General features: G+C 71.7%; 16 protein-coding genes. 13 read left to right on the top strand and 3 right to left on the bottom strand.

Going from position 1 to position 16045, the window contains the following annotated elements:
* Nucleotides 1-4 precede the first annotated feature (4 nt).
* Nucleotides 5-682, bottom strand: a complete 678-nt coding sequence (locus ASG95_RS01855) for a response regulator (RefSeq protein WP_057376349.1) — start codon at nucleotides 680-682, stop codon at nucleotides 5-7.
* Nucleotides 679-2313 (bottom strand): ATP-binding protein, encoded by a 1635-nt coding sequence (locus tag ASG95_RS01850; RefSeq protein WP_369820348.1) that lies wholly within the window; start codon nucleotides 2311-2313, stop codon nucleotides 679-681. Before ASG95_RS01850 ends, ASG95_RS01855 begins: the two co-directional genes overlap by 4 nt.
* 145 nt (nucleotides 2314-2458) lie before the next feature.
* Between ASG95_RS01850 and ASG95_RS01845 the strand changes: the two genes are divergently transcribed.
* The 7 genes from ASG95_RS01845 to ASG95_RS01815 are packed head-to-tail and all read left to right on the top strand — an operon-like array spanning nucleotide 2459 to nucleotide 8008.
* The gene (locus ASG95_RS01845) at nucleotides 2459-3463 is read left to right on the top strand and encodes a tripartite tricarboxylate transporter substrate binding protein (RefSeq protein WP_057376347.1); all 1005 of its coding nucleotides are present in this window, start codon (nucleotides 2459-2461) and stop codon (nucleotides 3461-3463) included.
* On the top strand, nucleotides 3463-3975 hold the full coding sequence (locus tag ASG95_RS01840; protein ID WP_056921934.1) for a tripartite tricarboxylate transporter TctB family protein: 513 nt from the start codon (nucleotides 3463-3465) through the stop codon (nucleotides 3973-3975). Before ASG95_RS01845 ends, ASG95_RS01840 begins: the two co-directional genes overlap by 1 nt.
* Entirely contained in the window at nucleotides 3975-5537 is a 1563-nt protein-coding gene (locus ASG95_RS01835) for a tripartite tricarboxylate transporter permease (protein WP_082592258.1), read from the top strand. Before ASG95_RS01840 ends, ASG95_RS01835 begins: the two co-directional genes overlap by 1 nt.
* A gap of 2 nt (nucleotides 5538-5539) precedes the next feature.
* On the top strand, nucleotides 5540-5938 hold the full coding sequence (locus ASG95_RS01830) for a universal stress protein (RefSeq protein WP_056921933.1): 399 nt from the start codon (nucleotides 5540-5542) through the stop codon (nucleotides 5936-5938).
* Nucleotides 5939-5948: 10 nt separating this feature from the next.
* Nucleotides 5949-6422, top strand: a complete 474-nt coding sequence (gene rraA, locus ASG95_RS01825) for a ribonuclease E activity regulator RraA (RefSeq protein WP_056921932.1) — start codon at nucleotides 5949-5951, stop codon at nucleotides 6420-6422.
* Between the two features lie 44 nt (nucleotides 6423-6466).
* A complete protein-coding gene (locus tag ASG95_RS01820) occupies nucleotides 6467-7228 on the top strand; it encodes an IclR family transcriptional regulator (protein WP_056921931.1) in 762 nt (253 codons plus the stop codon).
* A 54-nt stretch (nucleotides 7229-7282) separates the two neighbouring features.
* A complete protein-coding gene (locus tag ASG95_RS01815) occupies nucleotides 7283-8008 on the top strand; it encodes a D-alanyl-D-alanine carboxypeptidase family protein (RefSeq protein WP_057376346.1) in 726 nt (241 codons plus the stop codon).
* 30 nt (nucleotides 8009-8038) lie between these two features.
* On the opposite strand, the gene ASG95_RS01810 is transcribed toward ASG95_RS01815, so the two are convergent.
* On the bottom strand, nucleotides 8039-9502 hold the full coding sequence (locus tag ASG95_RS01810) for a PhoX family phosphatase (protein WP_057376345.1): 1464 nt from the start codon (nucleotides 9500-9502) through the stop codon (nucleotides 8039-8041).
* Between the two features lie 100 nt (nucleotides 9503-9602).
* Here ASG95_RS01810 and ASG95_RS01805 point away from each other — a divergent pair, with 100 nt between their 5' ends.
* The 6 genes from ASG95_RS01805 to ASG95_RS01780 all read left to right on the top strand — a co-directional run bounded on the left by ASG95_RS01805 (nucleotide 9603) and on the right by ASG95_RS01780 (nucleotide 16013).
* Nucleotides 9603-10187: a molybdenum cofactor guanylyltransferase gene (locus tag ASG95_RS01805; protein ID WP_162257513.1), complete on the top strand. Its 585-nt coding sequence runs from the start codon at nucleotides 9603-9605 to the stop codon at nucleotides 10185-10187.
* Complete coding sequence (locus ASG95_RS01800; RefSeq protein WP_056921927.1) at nucleotides 10184-11173, top strand: NAD(P)H-quinone oxidoreductase; 990 nt, start codon at nucleotides 10184-10186, stop codon at nucleotides 11171-11173. The genes ASG95_RS01805 and ASG95_RS01800 overlap by 4 nt, the downstream gene beginning before the upstream one ends.
* Before the next feature lie 4 nt (nucleotides 11174-11177).
* Complete coding sequence (locus tag ASG95_RS01795) at nucleotides 11178-11540, top strand: DUF1304 domain-containing protein (protein WP_057376344.1); 363 nt, start codon at nucleotides 11178-11180, stop codon at nucleotides 11538-11540.
* Nucleotides 11541-11732: 192 nt separating this feature from the next.
* Nucleotides 11733-12392: a PadR family transcriptional regulator gene (locus ASG95_RS01790; RefSeq protein WP_082592257.1), complete on the top strand. Its 660-nt coding sequence runs from the start codon at nucleotides 11733-11735 to the stop codon at nucleotides 12390-12392.
* On the top strand, nucleotides 12389-13141 hold the full coding sequence (locus ASG95_RS01785; RefSeq protein ID WP_056921925.1) for an ABC transporter ATP-binding protein: 753 nt from the start codon (nucleotides 12389-12391) through the stop codon (nucleotides 13139-13141). The genes ASG95_RS01790 and ASG95_RS01785 overlap by 4 nt, the downstream gene beginning before the upstream one ends.
* 10 nt (nucleotides 13142-13151) lie before the next feature.
* On the top strand, nucleotides 13152-16013 hold the full coding sequence (locus ASG95_RS01780; RefSeq protein ID WP_157581684.1) for an FtsX-like permease family protein: 2862 nt from the start codon (nucleotides 13152-13154) through the stop codon (nucleotides 16011-16013).
* Nucleotides 16014-16045: the final 32 nt, after the last annotated feature.

The raw sequence follows: 16045 nt of genomic DNA, 5'->3' as shown, positions 1-16045 counted from the left end.
ACGGTCAGCGCAGCCGGTAGCGCCGCTCGGGCCGACCCGCGGCGCCGTAGCGCGGCCGCATCTCGGCCTTGCCCACCGACACGAGGTGTTCGAGGTAGCGCCGCGTGCTGCTGCGCGACAGCCCGGTGGACTCGGCGCACTCGGTGGCGGAGAGACCGTCCTCGTCGGCCGCCTCGAGCGCCTGCAGCACGAGGTCGGTGGTCTCCGGGCTGATGCCCTTGGGCAGGCCTACCCCGGACCGGACGACGGCCCCGGCCCGGAACACCCGGTCCACGTCGTCCTGGCCCACCTCGGTGAGGTCATCCAGCTCGGCCCGGTGCACGGCATACTCACGCAGTCGTTGCTGGAGCGACTCGATCTCGAACGGCTTGACGAGGTAGTGGAAAACGCCGCCGCGCAGGGCGGTTCGCAACGTGTCGAGGTCGCGGGCGGCACTGATGACGATCACGTCGAGGTCCTCGCTGCCGCCCTCCCGCAACCGGCGCAGCACCTCCAGACCGGTCATGTCCGGGAGGTAGATGTCGAGCAGCACGAGGTCGGGCCGGGTGGCCTCGACCGCCCGTAGGGCGTCCTTGCCGGTGCTGGCGATGCCGGCCACCTCGAAGCCCTCCTCACGGGCGACGACGCTGGAGTGCAGGCGCGCCACCATGAAGTCGTCGTCGACGACGAGCACCGAGATCATGAGACGCGCTGACCGAGCAGCACCGGCAGGGTCGCCACGAAGACCGCACCCTCGTCGTTGCCGACCACGATGTCGCCGCCACGGTTGCGGCAGATCACACGGACGATCGCCAGGCCGATCCCGCGCTCCTGGGCCGTGGCCGTCGACTTGGTCGTGAAACCGCGGTCGAAGACCATCTCGCCGATCGTCGAGTCGACGCCCGGGCCGCTGTCCCGCACCGTCACGGTAACGGCCTCCCCGGTGTGCGCCAGCGCCACCCGCACGGTGGGCGAGTCACTGCCCGCCGCAGCGTCGAAGGCGTTGTCGATGAGGTTGCCCATGACCGTGTTGACGTCGGCCGCGAGCGCGTCGTCGAGCTGGGGCACGTCGCTGGACGGGTCGACGACGAGGTCCACCCCGCGCTCGGTCGCCTGGCTCGCCTTGGCGATGAGCAGCGCTGCGACGGCCGGATCCTGCACCCGGGTCACGACGTTCGTGGTCAGGGTCGTGGAGTCATCGGTGATCTGGCGGACGTAGTTGCGCACGCCGTCGTACTCCTCCAGCGCGATCAGCCCGCTGACGACGTGCATGCGGTTGCTGAACTCGTGGGCCTGCGCGCGCAGCGTGTCGGTGGTGCTCTTGGTGAGGTCGAGCTCGCGCTGCAGCTCGAGCATCTCGGTGCGGTCGCGCATCGTGGCCACCCAGCCGATGTGTCGCCCGCGGCTGCGGACCGGCATCCGGTTCACCGTCAGCACCCGGCCGCGCACGGGCATGACGTGGTCGGTGAGCTCGACCGCCTCGGTGAAGATCAGCGCAGCCCGTCCGGTGGCGTCGACCTCCTGGAGCGTGCGGCCCCCGGAGGTGAGGGGTATGCCGAGCAGGTGCGCCGCCTCGTCGTTGACCATGGTGATCCGGTGGTCGAGGTCGACGGCCAGGACGCCCTCCTTGATGCCGTGGAGCAGGGCCTCGCGCTGCTCGACCAGTCCGGCGATCTCACGCGGCTCCAGGCCGAGGGTCTGGCGCTTGACACGGCGGGCCAGCAGCAGCGACCCGACGACACCCAGGAGGCTCGCGATCCCGAGGTAGGTCAACAGGTTCGGCACCGCAGCAGCGAGGTTGTCGAGGACGGAGGGGTAGGCCCGCACGACAGCCACCACCCCGTCGGTCTCGCGGTTGTCGACGTTGATGATCGGCGCCATGGCGAAGGCCGCACCGGTGCCCTGCTCGGTCCCCACCCACGACCGTCCGTCGAAGGCATCGGTCTCCTGGAGGTAGAGCGGGGCGCGCGGCAGGGCGTCGCTCGAGGCGATCACCCGTCGGTCACGCAGCGCCAGGAGCACCGTGGTCGAGCTGGAGAAGGTCCGGCCGGACTCCACCACCGACGTGGCCTGGCCCAGGTACTCCCGGCCACCCGACGCGGCTGCCTCGCGCACCCCCGCAGTCACGGCAAGACGCTCCGCGATCGCCAGCGCGCGACGGCCTTCGGTGTCGCGTGCCCTGGCGTCGGACTGCGCCAGCGAGACAGCCGCAACCCCCACGAGGACGACGCAGACGATCCCGAGCTGCATCGCGAGCATGCGGCTGGCCAGCGTCCAGCGACGCTGCCACGGCCAGCGTCGAGCCGCCAGCCGGGCGCGCCATCGAACCTCCACACCCTGATTGTGTCGGGGCCGCCGCCGTCGGGCCAGCAGCCCGTGAGCACAAAGGACGAAACAGAGTTTGCGCACCTAACCGTGACAGCAGGCCCACAGCCGGGCACCGTGTGCCACGAACACCCCTCAGACAAAGGAGTCTCCCGTGCGTGTACGGACCCCCATCAAGATCGTGGCAGCCGCCACGGTCGCCGGTCTCGCCCTCAGCGCCTGTGGCGTCAGCGGCGACGACGCGTCGTCCGACGCCAGCAGCTCTTCCGGACCCGTCAAGGGTCTGCGGATCCTCGTCCCCAACTCCCCCGGCAGCGGCTACGACACGACCGCCCGCCTCGCGGCCAAGGCCATGCAGGACGCCAAGCTCGCCGAGAGCATCGAGGTGTTCAACTCCGCCGGTGCCGGCGGCACGGTCGGGCTGCAGCGGCTCGTCAACGAGAAGGGCAACGACGACATCCTCATGCAGATGGGGCTCGGCGTCGTCGGGGCCGTCTACACGAACAAGTCGAAGGCCACCCTCAACGACACCGTCCCGATCGCCAAGCTGATCGAGGAGTCGGAGGCCATCGTCGTGCCGAAGGGCTCCCCCTACGACACCCTCGACAAGCTCGTCGCCGCCTGGAAGGCCAACCCGGGCAAGCTGCCCGTGGGCGGCGCCTCCAACCCCGGCGGCCCGGACCACCTCACCCCGATGCTGCTCGCGAAGGCCGTGGGCGTCACGCCCAAGGACGTCAACTACGTCGCGTACGACGGTGGCGGTGAGCTGCTCACCGGCGTGCTCGGCAAGAAGGTGGCGTTCGCGGCGACCGGCATCGGCGAGGTCGCCGAGCAGGCCAAGTCGGGTGACGTGAAGATCCTGGCCGTGACCAGCGCGGAGCCGGTGGAGGGCGTGGACGCCCCGACGCTGAAGAGCCTCGGTGTCGACCTGGAGTTCACCAACTGGCGCGGGATCGTCGGCCCTCCCGGGCTCAGCGAGGCCAAGACGAAGCAGTACGTCGACCTCCTGACCGCCATGCACGGAAGCCAGCAGTGGAAGGACACCCTGGCCAAGCAGGGCTGGACCGACGCGTTCCAGACCGGTGACGAGTTCAAGACCTTCCTCACCGCCCAGAACGAGAGCGTCTCCAGCATCCTCAAGGAACTGGGCCTGGCCTGATGTCTTCCACGCCAACGGCAACGGCCACGCAGAAGGAGGGCCGCTCCGAGTACGGGGTGGCCCTCCTCCTGCTGGTCCTCGGCGGCTGGGCCATCGTCGACGGCCTAAGCCTCACCGACACGGCCTCACGCGGGCCGGTCAGCGCCAAGACCATGCCGATCGTCGTCGGCGTGCTCCTGGTTGCGATGGCCGTGCTGCTCGTGATCGACCTGGCGCGCGGTGGACGCGGAGAGGCGGAGGGCGGCGAGGACGTCGACCTCTCGCACGGCAGCGACTGGCGCACCATCGGACTCCTGGTCGGGGCGTTCGTGGCCAATGCGCTGCTCATCGAGCGCGTGGGCTGGCCGATCTCCGGCGCGATCCTGTTCTTCGGGACGACCTTCGCCCTCGGCGCTCGGCACTACGTGCGGATGGCCCTGATCTCGATCCTGTTGTCCGTGGGGTCCTGGTACCTGTTCTTCCTCGGGTTGGACATCAAGCTCCCCGTCGGCCTGCTGAAGGGAATTCTGTGATGGACGGCATCAACGCCCTCATCGACGGTTTCGGCACCGCCCTCACGCCGGTGAACCTGCTCTACGCCGTGATCGGCGTCGTGCTCGGTACCGCCATCGGTGTGCTGCCCGGCATCGGCCCGGCCATGACCATCGCCCTGCTCCTGCCGCTGACCTTGCGCCTCGAGGCGACCCAGGCGTTCATCATGTTCGCCGGCATCTACTACGGCGGCATGTACGGCGGCTCGACCACCTCGATCCTGCTCAACACCCCCGGCGAGAGCGCGTCGGTCATCACCGCCATCGAGGGCAACAAGATGGCCAAGAGGGGTCGCGGAGCGGCAGCCCTCGCCACGGCTGCCATCGGGTCCTTCATCGCCGGCACGATCGGCACGCTCGGCCTGGCCCTGCTGGCGCCGGAGATCGTCAAGCTGGCGATCAAGCTCGGCGCCCCGGACAAGTTCGCCATCATGCTGTTGGCCTTCATCGCGGTCACCACCGTGCTGGGGTCGTCCAAGATCCGGGGGCTCGCCTCGCTGGGCATCGGCCTGCTCATCGGCACCATCGGGATCGACCGGTCCGCCGGCGGTCAGCAGCGACTCACCCTGGGCATCCCGCAGCTGGCTGACGGCATCGACGTCGTCGTCGTGGCGGTCGGGCTCTTCGCCGTCGGCGAGGCACTGTGGGTCGCGGCGCACCTGCGTCGCGGACACGCCGAGGTCGTGAAGGTCGACGGCGCGAGGATGGGCCGCGAGGACTGGCGCCGCTCCTGGAAGCCGTGGCTGCGGGGCACCGCGATCGGCTTCCCGTTCGGCGCGATCCCCGCCGGTGGCGCAGAGATCCCGACGTTCCTGTCCTACGCGCTGGAGCGCAAGCTCAGCAAGCACCCCGAGGAGTTCGGCCACGGCGCCATCGAGGGCGTCGCAGGCCCTGAGGCGACCAACAACGCCTCTGCGGCTGGTGGGCTCGTCCCGCTGCTGACCCTCGGCATCCCGACGACCGCGACCGCTGCCGTCATGCTGGGCGCCTTCCAGAGCTACGGCATCGACCCGGGTCCGCGGCTGCTGAGCGACCACGCGGACCTGGTGTGGGCGCTCATCGCGTCCCTGTTCATCGGGAACACCATCCTGCTCGCGCTCAACCTGCCCCTGGCGACCGTCTGGGCCAAGCTGCTGAACATCCCCCGCCCCTACCTCTACTCGGGCATCCTGTTCTTCGCCAGCATCGGCGCCTACGCCACGAACACGTCGGCCTTCGACCTGTGGCTGTTGCTGATCATCGGCATCCTCGGGTTCTTCATGCGCCGGTACGGCCTCCCCGTGGTGCCCGCGATCATCGGCATCATCCTCGGACCGGTCGCGGAGTACCAGCTGCGCCAGGCCCTGCAGATCAGCGACGGCCAGCTCTCCGGGCTCGTCAACACGCCGTTCTCGGTGACGGTCTACGTCATCGCGGTCATCCTGGTCGTGGCGCCGGTGGTCATCGACCGCATCCGCTCCAGCCGGGCCGGGGACGGCGACGGCGACGGCACGCACCACGTGCCGCACCTGACCCCCCAGTCCGCCAACCAGGAAGGTCAGTGACCATGGCGATCGTCGTGGGCTACGTGCCCCGCCCAGAGGGTCAAGCGGCCCTCGACCGCGCGATCGAGGAGGCCACCCTGCGGGGCACCCGCCTCGTGGTGCTCAACGTCAGTCGCGGCGACGCACTCGTCGACCCGCGGTACGCCTCGGCGGCCGACTGGGACGCGGTCAAGGCCAAGCTGGACGCGTCGGGGGTGGAGCACGAGGTCGCCCAGGCGATCGAGGCCCGCGACCCGGCCGACCAGCTGCTCCGGGTTGCGGAGGAGACGAACGCCGAGCTGATCGTCATAGGCCTGCGACGTCGCACGCCGGTGGGCAAGCTGATCATGGGCAGCGCCGCCCAGACCGTGCTGCTCGAGGCCGAGGCACCCGTGCTCGCGGTCAAGGCCCCCAAGGAGTGACGGCCAGCTGATGGGCACGGTGTCGACGGCCGACCTCTACGACGAGCGGGGCGAGGAGCTCCAGTCCTGCTCCCTCCAGCTCCGGCACTACGGGGGCCACCTCTCGTTCGAGGGCGAGCTCACGACGATCCGCTGCCACCGTGACAACGCGATGGTCAAGGCCACCCTGGCCGAGCCGGGTGCCGGGCGCGTGCTGGTCGTCGACGGTGGCGCCTCGCTCGAGTCGGCCCTGATGGGTGACCTCATCGCCGCCAGCGCGGTCGCCCACGAGTGGGCCGGCGTCGTGATCCGTGGCGCGGTGCGCGACGTCGCCGCCCTGCGCGAGCTGCCCCTGGGCGTGCTCGCGCTGGGCTCGAACCCGCGCAAAAGCGCCAAGGACGGGGTCGGCGAGCGCGACGTCGTCGTCAGCTTCGGAGGCGTCGACTTCGCGCCGGGGCAGCGGTTGTTCGCCGACGAGGACGGGGTGCTGGTCACCCGCGCCTGACGGCACTGCATACCGCACCGTCTCGCACCTGAGACACTGCGGAGGTGGCCAACGCACCCGCCGCCCGGCACGCCCTGACCCTGCTCACCCTGCTGGCCCGGCACACCGAGCCGCTCCCCGCCGGCTCGATCGCGCGCGAGCTGGGCCTGCCCCGCTCGACGACGTACCACCTGCTCGCGGTGCTGAGGGACGCCGGCTTCGTCACGCACCTGGAGGAGGAGCGTCGCTACGGGCTGGGCGTGGCCGCCTTCGAGCTCGGCTCGGCCTACCAGCGGCAGGCGCCGCTGCAGCGCATCGCCCGGCCGCTGCTCGGGCGGCTGGTCGACCAGACCACCCACAACGCCCACCTCGCCGTCCTGCACGGCCGCGACGTCCTCTACGTCATCGAGGAGCGCGCCCCCGGACGCCCGCTGCTCGTCACCGACGTCGGCGTCCGGCTGCCGGCGACGCTGACCGCCAGTGGGCTGGCCATGCTCGCGCGGTTGCCGGCCGCGCAGGTACGGGCCCTCTTCCCGCACCGCGACGCCCTGGTCCAGCGCGACGGCCACGGGCCGACGTCGGTCAGCGAGCTGCGCCGCGAGCTGACCGCCGTCCGCACCCGCGGCTACGCCACCGAGGACGACTCGGTGAGTGCCGGCCTCTCCTCGGTGGCCCAGGCCGTCCTCGACCACACCGGCCACCCCGTCGCAGGCGTCGCCCTGACCTTCCCTCGCGACGGCGTCGACGAGACCGAGCGCGCCAGGCTCGTCGCCGCGGTGTCCCGTGCCGCCGCCACGCTGTCGGCCCGCATCGGCGGGGTCCACTGACTTCACCCGCTCGGCTGCCAGAATCGAGGCGACCGCGGCGACGGGGGTGAGGTCATGGGCACGACGACACACGTGTCGGCGGGGCGGCGACGCCGCCAGCGCCTCCGCCGCACCCTCCTCGTCACCGCGCTGCTCGTCGCGTCGGCCGCGACCGCCGGGTATGCCGCGTGGCACGGCGACGACGACGGCCACACCTCCGCGGCTGCCCGCCCATCGAGCAACGCACCTGCCGGGGGTCGCTCCGCCAAGCAGGCGAAGCAGTCGTCCGCCAAGCCGACACCGAAGGTCCGGTCGACCAGCTCGGGTCCGAGCAACAAGGCAAAGGGCAGTGCTGCCAACGGCTTTCAGCCCGTGGTCACCGACCGCATCCCCACGCCGACCACCAGCCTCGCCCTGTCGGCGGCAGTCCCGGGCACGACGAACATGCAGGCACCTGCGGCTGCCGCCTTCACGCGCGCCTTCGCTGACGCCCGGGCCGACGGGCTGACCCCCGAGATCAGGTCGGCGTGGCGCAGCGAGCAGTGGCAGCAGATCCTGGTCGACCGCGCGGTCGCCCGGTACGGCTCACGCGCCGAGGCGTCGAAGTGGGTGCTCGCGCCGCTGAAGTCGGCCCACGTCAAGGGCTACGCCGTCGACGTCCACCCCCAGGCGGCGGCGACGTGGCTGCAGGCGCACGGCGCGGCCTACGGCATCTGTCGCACCTATGACAACGAGTGGTGGCACTTCGAGTACCTCGCCACCGCCAGCTGCCCGCCGCGGCAGCCCACCGCCGCCGGCTGACCCTCGCGGGCCGGCCGGCGGCGGCAGCGCTCAGACGCCGATCGTGTGCCACGGCCCCCAGATGGCGAAGGTGAGGCCGGCACTGGCCTGGATGTTGACGAACAACGTCGACTTGTCCGGGCTGAACGTCGAGCCCGCGAACTCGTCGTCGAACCGCGGCGTGCCGTTGGCGTTGGCCGCCCGGTTGAGCGCGATGTCCCAGAGCTGGCCGCCCTTGTTCAGGCCGCGGATGTAGTTGTCCTGGTTGCTGTCCTCGCACACGACCAGGGTGCCGCGGTTGCTCACCGTGATGTTGTCGGGGAAGTCGAAGGTCTGCTTGCCCGGCGACTGGTAGACGAGGCGGAGCTTCTCCGACCGGGTGTCGTAGGCCCACACCTGGCCGAACCCGTTGCCGTACCCCGCGATGAGCTCGGGTCCGGTCTCGGCGTCGCCACCACCCTGCGTCGACGTGAAGTAGACGACGCCGTTGTCGTAGATCTGGCCCTCGAGCCGGGAGAAGCCGGCTGCGCCCAGGGCCCGACCCTGGTCGCCGACGGCCACCAGTGCGGAGTCGTTCGTCGGCAGCACGCCGCCTGGCCCGGGGGTGAAGGTCGGGTCGGGGTCGGCGATGTCCACCCACTCGACGTCGTAGACGGCGCCCTTGTCCTGGTGACCCTCGAGGTGGGCGTTCGGCTGGCCCTTGACGGCCAGCATCTGCAGGTGGCCGTCGTTGTCGAGGTGGCCGCTCTCCATCGGGTTGGTCCCCGGCGTGTAGCGGTAGAAGCCCGACGGGAAGGCGAAGTTGTCCTCGGTGAGGTAGAGCCGACCCTCACGCGGATCGAACGACACCGCCTCGTGGGCGAACCGACCCGCCTGGGTGATCGGCATCGCCGCCGAGCGGCCCGTGACCGGGACCTCGAAGACGTAGCCGTGCTTCTTCGCGAAACCCGCGTTCGAGGCTCCGGTGAAGTCCGGTCCGACGTCGGGACCGTTGACCGTCTCCTCGCAGGTCACCCAGGCGCCCCAGGGCATCTGCCCACCCGAGCAGTTGTTCGCGGTGCCGTTGATGGCGGTGTGCTCGCCGAGGACCTCGCCCTCGCCGGTGACGTCGACGTGCACACAGCCACCTCGAGCACCCGTGTCGTAGGTCCACGACCCCACCGCCCCGAACGGGGTCCCGCTGCCGGCGACCTCGTGGTTGCGGATCAGGGTCACGGCTCCGTCCGGTCCCTCGAAGGCCCCCATGCCGTCGTGCCGTCCGGGCATGGTCTTGCCGTCGACCAGCGGCGGCGGCACCGCCTGGGTGTCATGGAACGAGCGGTAGCTGAAGCCCTCGGGCAGGTGCAGCCGCACCTTGCCGTCGCGCAGGTCGGGCGTCGCGCGCAGGCCACGGAACGGCGCTGCACCGATCGCCGCGGCAGGGCCTGCCACCAGTCCGGCAAACGGCCCGGCCATCGCCACGCCTCCTGCCACCGCTGCGCTCCCCTTCAGAAACGTCCTTCTCTCGAGCGTCATCAGTTCTCCTTCGAGTGCGGTCGAATCTCGTCAACCTAGACCCGAGGCGCCCTCTCCCGGAACCCCCGCAGCACCCCCCTCGACCCACCAGAATGGGCTCGTGACCTCGGCAGACACCATTTCCCCAGCCCCGACCGCGGTGGTCCTGTGCGGGGGCACCGGACGGCGGTTCGGCGGCGACAAGACCCGGGCCGACCTCGCGGGCAGCTCCCTGCTCGACCACCTGGTCGACGGCCTCCCGGGCGACTGGCCGGTCGTCTGCGTCGGCGAGCCCAGACCCACACACCGACCCGTCACCTGGTGCCGCGAGGACCCACCCGGTGGCGGCCCGGTGGCCGCGATCGCGGCCGCGCTGGTGCTGCTCGACGGTCCCGTCCTCGTCCTGCTCGGTGGTGACATGCCGTATGCCGCGGGGCCCGCTCCCGAGCTCGTGGCCACCCTCGACCGGTCCCCCGAGCTCGACGCGGTGATCGGTCGCGACGGCGACGGACGCCTCCAACCGTTGCTCGCGGCATACCGGACCGCAGCGCTGCGCGCAGCGGTGCCACAGCCCGCAGCCGGCACCCCGCTGATGCGGCTGCTCGACCCGCTGAGCACGGTCACGGTGTCGGTCGGGGACCACGCCTCGTTGGACGTCGACACCGCCGCAGACCTCGACCGGGCCCGCCATAGGCTCGACCCGTGAAGGCGATCACCATCCCGGAGCCCGGCGACGCGTCCGCGCTCGTCCTGGCCGACGTCCCCGACCCCCAGCCCGCACCCGGGGAGGTGCGGGTCCGCGTCGCGGCGGCCGGCGTGAACCGCGCCGACGTGATGCAGCGGATGGGCTTCTATCCACCACCGGCGGGCGCCCCCGACTACCCCGGGCTGGAGGTCAGCGGCACCGTGGACGCCCTCGGCGACGGCGTCGACGGGTGGTCCGTGGGCGACGAGGTGTGCGCCCTGCTGTCGGGTGGCGGCTACGCCGAGCTCGTGTGCGTGCCGGCCGGGCAGCTCCTGCCCGTGCCGGCGGGGGTCTCGCTGGAGGACGCCGCTGCGCTCCCGGAGGTGGTCAGCACGGTGTGGTCCAACGTGTTCATGACGGCCAACCTGCTCCCGGGCCAGACCTTCCTCGTCCACGGTGGTTCGTCGGGCATCGGCACGATGGCCATCCAGCTGGCCCGCGAGGTGGGCGCGCGGGTCGCGGTGACAGCGGGTTCGGCCGCCAAGCTCGAGGCCTGTCGGGCCCTGGGTGCGGAGATCCTCGTCAACTACCGCGAGCAGGACTTCGTCGAGGAGGTGCGCTCGGCGACCGGTGGCGCGGGCGTCGACGTCATCCTCGACAACATGGGCGCGAAGTACCTCTCCCGCAACGTCGAGGCCCTCGCCGTCAACGGCCGACTGGTCGTCATCGGGCTGCAGGGCGGGGGCAAGGCGGAGGTCGACCTCGGCCTCATGCTGCGCAAGCGGGTCGCGGTCATCGCCACCTCGCTGCGGGCCCGGCCCGCCGACGAGAAGGCCGCCATCGTCGCGGCGGTCCGGGAGCACGTCTGGCCGCTCGTCGAGTCCGGCCGCGTCGTGCCGGTGGTGCACGGTCGCCACCTGCTCGCCGACGCGGGCGAGGCGCACCGCGAGCTCGAGGACAGCGGGCACATCGGCAAGATCCTGCTGACCACCTCTCTGGGAGACTGACGCCATGACCGCCGTCGCCACCGTGCTCGTCGCCCTGGTCGCCCTCATCCACGTCTACATCGTGGTGCTGGAGATGGTCCTGTGGACCACCCCGCGTGGACAGGCCGCCTTCGGGCTGACCCCCGAGTTCGCCCAGCAGACCAAGACGCTGGCCGGCAACCAGGGGCTCTACAACGGGTTCCTCGCCGCGGGCCTGGTCTGGGGCCTGGTCGGGCCCGAGCACCTGCGGTTCGGCTTCCAGGTCTTCTTCCTGCTCTGCGTCGTCGTCGCCGGGCTCTACGGAGCGGCCACCGCCAGCCGCCGGATCCTCCTGGTGCAGGCCCTCCCCGGCGCCCTCGCCCTCGCCGCGGTCCTGCTCGCCCGCTGAGGCAGGCAACCCTCCTTCCCCACTTCTGGCCACCGGTGTGGCAGGTGGCGCCAGCCCCGGGCCTCGCGTGGGACATCTGTGGCCAGAAGTCGGGAATGGCTTGACGAGCCCTCGGGATACTCGGTATACATCTCCTCACCAGTAGTGATACTGGGTATGTAGGGGACACCACCAAGGGGATCGGGGCGCCGCGTGTCGGTCAAACAGGGGCTGTTGGCCCTGCTGGCGACAGAGCCGATGTATGGCGCGCAGCTGCGTTCCGAGTTCGAGGCCAGGACCGGGGGGACCTGGCCCCTGAACGTCGGGCAGGTCTACACGACGCTCGCCCGCCTCGAGCGGGACGGGCTCGTCGAGGCGATCGGCGAGGACGCCGAAGGACGGATCTCCTACCGCCTGACCCGCGCGGGACAGGCCGAGGTCGCCCGGTGGTGGGTCTCCCCGGTCACCCGTGAGACGACCCCGCGCGACGAGCTGGTCATCAAGCTCGCGCTCGCCGTCACCGTGGAGGGGGTCGACGTGCACCGCGTCGTCCAGACCCAGCGCACTGCGACCCTGCGTCACCTGCAGGACCTCACCCGCCTCAAGCAGCGGGCGACCACCCACCACGAGGCGGCCGAGGACGGCGACGGACAGGTCGACCTGGCCTGGCTGCTGGTCCTCGAGAACCTCATCTACGCCGGCGAGGCCGAGGTCCGCTGGCTCGACCACGTCGAGGCCCGGCTGGTGCGCGAGGCGAACCGCCCGCGGCGGCCCGCGAGCGCCACCCCGGGCACCACGGCGACCACGACCGACCCTGCGATGGGGGCCATCGCAGGTGATCAGAGCACGACGACCAAGGGGGCACCACGATGAGCAGCAGCGACACCACACCCCGGACCGACCACGAGGCCATCCTCCGGCTCGACAACGTCACCCGGGTGCACGGCACCGATGGCACGGCCGTCCGTGCCCTGGCCGGGGTCAGCCTCGCGGTCCGGGCCGGCGAGCTCGTGGCCGTCATGGGGCCGAGCGGTTCGGGCAAGTCCACGCTGCTCAACCTCGCCGGCGGGCTCGACGCCGCCACGAGCGGACAGGTCCTCATCGAGGGCCAGAGCATCGGCACCCTCAAGGGCGACGCGCTGGCCCGGCTCCGGCGGCGCCGCGTCGGGTTCGTCTTCCAGGACTTCAACCTCATCCCGTCACTGACCGCGGTCGAGAACGTCGCGCTCCCGCTCGAGCTCGACGGCCAGCGGGTCAGCCGGGCCCGCCGTCGCGCCGTCGACGCGCTGACCATGGTCGGCGTGCAGGAGCTCGCCGACCGCTACCCCGACAAGATGTCCGGCGGCCAGCAGCAGCGGGTCGCCATCGCCCGCGCCCTGGTCGGCGACCGGCGGCTGGTCCTGGCCGACGAGCCCACCGGGGCGCTCGACTCGCACACCGGCGAGGGGGTGCTCCGCGTCCTGCGCGAGCGCTGCGACGCCGGGGCGGCGGGACTGCTGGTCACCCACGAGGCGCGGCACGCGGCGTGGGCCGACCGGGTGGTCTTCCTGCGCGACGGCGTGGTCGTCGACAGCACCGGCTCGGCCGAGACGGCCGAAGCGCTCCTCGAGCCGACTGCCTGAGGCACCGGCCGTGACCACCTTGATGGAACCCAAGGCACCCGCCGGCCTTCCGGAGGACGCTGACCGCGGCGACGTGAAGAGCTCCCGGCTCTCCCGGTGGCGGGCGTCCTGGCGGGTGGCCCTGCGGATGGCCAGGCGCGACGTCCGTCGGCACAAGGGGCGGTCGATCCTCGTCTTCCTGATGGTGGCCATCCCGGTCGGGCTGCTGGCCGGCGCGGCAACCCTGGGCGCCACTGAGCAGGCTGACGCGGGCGACCTCATCACGGCCCGGATGGGACCCGGCCAGGCGCTGGTCCAAGGCCCCCAGGCCGGGAAGATCCAACAGACCCCGGACCCCAACCAAGGTGGCACCGGGTGGAGTGACGACAACCCGGCCGCCACGATCCCCGGCTTCTCCGCCGACGCCGCGGCGCCGGACAACGCCGCAGCGATCGGCCGGCTGGTCGGGGGCGGGCCGGCCGTTGCCGTCGGGGAGACGCAGATGCGGCTCGTGGTCGGCGAGCGTCGTGTCCGCGTCTCCGGCCTGGTGGTGGACCCGCGGGTGGCAGACCTCGGCGACAAGGCGCGGCTCAGCTCGGGCTCCTGGGGGAACGGACCGGACGAGATCGTCATCACCCCAGCCGGTGAGCGCAAGGGACTGCCGCGCTCCGGCTCGGTGACCTTGTCCGCGGGCGGCACGGAGCGTTCGGTGCAGGTCGTCGGCACCGCGAGTGCGCTGCTGGAGTGGGGCGGCATGCCCGACTTCGTGGTGCCGTCGATGCCCGACGGGGCCGGAGCCGAGAGCGCCGGCATCGGCGCGTCGGGGTCGTGGGTGCTGGTCGGCGGTGGTCCGGTGACGTGGGAGGACGTCCAGCGGCTCAACACCTACGGCCTGACGGTCTACAGCCGTGCCGTCCTCGAGGACCCGCCGCCGGAGAGCGCGCTGCCGCCCGAGCTCCGCCCCCAGGACAGCTTCACCCAGGACACCGGCCGGATGATCGCGGTCATCGGTGGCGTGATGCTGTTCATCCTCACCACGCTGCTGGTCGGCCCGGCCTTCGCGGTCAGCGCCACCCGTCAGCGGCGCACCCTCGCCCTGGCCGCCACCAACGGCGCGGAGACCCGCCAGCTGCGGCGGACCGTGCTGGCCCAGGCCCTCGTCCTCGGCGTCATCTCGGCGCTCGGCGGCGTGGTCCTCGGGACCCTCGCGGTGCGGGCCGGCCTGTGGTGGTGGGTCAGCACCCACCCCGAGTCGTCCTTCGCCTCGATCGCGCTCGACATCCCGTGGGGCGCCTTTGCCATCCTCGTCCCCTGCGCCGTGCTCAGCGCGGTCGTGGCAGCCCTCCTGCCCTCGCTGCGGCTGGGCCGGCTCGACATCATCGGCGTGATGCGCGGCCAGAGCGTGTCGCCCAGGCTCAACAAGGTGGTCCCGGTCGTCGGCCTCGTCCTCGCGTTGGTCGGCGGGGCCGTGGTCCTGTCCGCAGCGCAGCAGCAGGCCGGCGGCGACTTCCGTGTCGCGGTCGGTGCGGTCGGACTGGTGCTCGGCACCCTCCTGCTCGTGCCGGCGATCCTCGTCGCGTTCGGCGCGCTCGCCGCGCGTTTCCCGGTGGCCCCCCGGATCGCGATCCGCGACGCCGCTCGGCACCGCAGCCGGTCGACTCCCACGGTGGCCGCGATCCTCGCGGGGGTCGTCGCGCTGACTGCCTTCAGCATCGGGCTGGCCAGCGACACCAAGCAGCAGATGGCGACCTACCAGCCCCAGGCCCTGCCGGGTGAGGGCACCATCTACACCGGCGACACCGAGACGCAGCTCGCGGTCGGAGCCGCGCTGGGCAAGGTCGGGGGAGCCGTGCGCAGCACCCCGCTGCTCCTCGTCCGAGGGCCCGAGGACCCCTACGGGCCGTCGGCGGCCGACACGCAGCGACCCCAGCCGTTCGTGACCGGCGTGCCCCAGGGGTGCACCGTCCAGAACACGCTCGACCACAGTGCCACCGAGGGGGCCTGCGGCGCCCTCGGGACGTTGTCCTACGACAACGGACAGATCGGCGTGCTCCCGGCCCGCGAGATCAAGGCCCGGCTGCGCCTCACCGTCGCACAGGGTCGGGTCATCGACGAGGGTGGGATCGCCGTCGGCGTGCCCGCGCTGGCGAAGGTGCCCACCCTCACCGTCGCCCACGGCACCTTCGTGATCGACCAGAGCACCTACTCGCCCACGAACGTCGTCACGACCGCGACGGCCAAGCTCCCGGTGGTCGCGGTGGCACCGACCGGACGCACTGGTGCGATGCCGGCCCAGACCGGAGCCTTCGTGACCCCGGAGACGGCCAAGCGGTTGGGCTGGCCCACCTTCCAGACCATGGTCCTGCTGCACGCCCCGGACGGCGGTGCCATCGACGAGGCCACCGAGAAGCAGCTCGACGAGCTGGTGGGCGACGAGGGCGGGCTCTACGTCGAGCGCGGCTTCCAGCGCTACGACGAGAAGGTCATGAAGATCATGATGGCCGTCGCAGCGCTGCTCCTGCTGATCGTCACGCTGATCTCGACCGCCCTGTCGATGGCCGAGCAGCAGGCCGACTCCGGCACCCTCGCGGCGGTGGGCGCGACCCGTCGCACCCGACGGGCCTTCGCCGCGGCCCAGGCCATGGTGGTCGGCTTCATCGGTGCTGTCCTCGGCATCGCGGTCGGGCTCGTGCCGGGCATTGCGATCACCTATCCCCTGACCCGGAGCTACGAGTACGACTCCGTCACCGGTGTCGACCACGTGACCGGGCCCTACCTGGCCATCCCGTGGACCCCACTCCTCCTGGTGGTGCTCGGGGTTCCCCTGCTCGCCGGGGCCCTGTCGGCCCTGGCGATCCGAAGGGCGCCGGCGATGACTCGGCGCGCCGACTAGGACGGCGCACCTCTCGTCGTGGGGCAGGATGG

The organism is Phycicoccus sp. Soil803, assembly GCF_001429685.1.
Lineage (GTDB): Bacteria > Actinomycetota > Actinomycetes > Actinomycetales > Dermatophilaceae > Pedococcus.
This window is presented reverse-complemented; position numbering and strand designations above follow the sequence as displayed.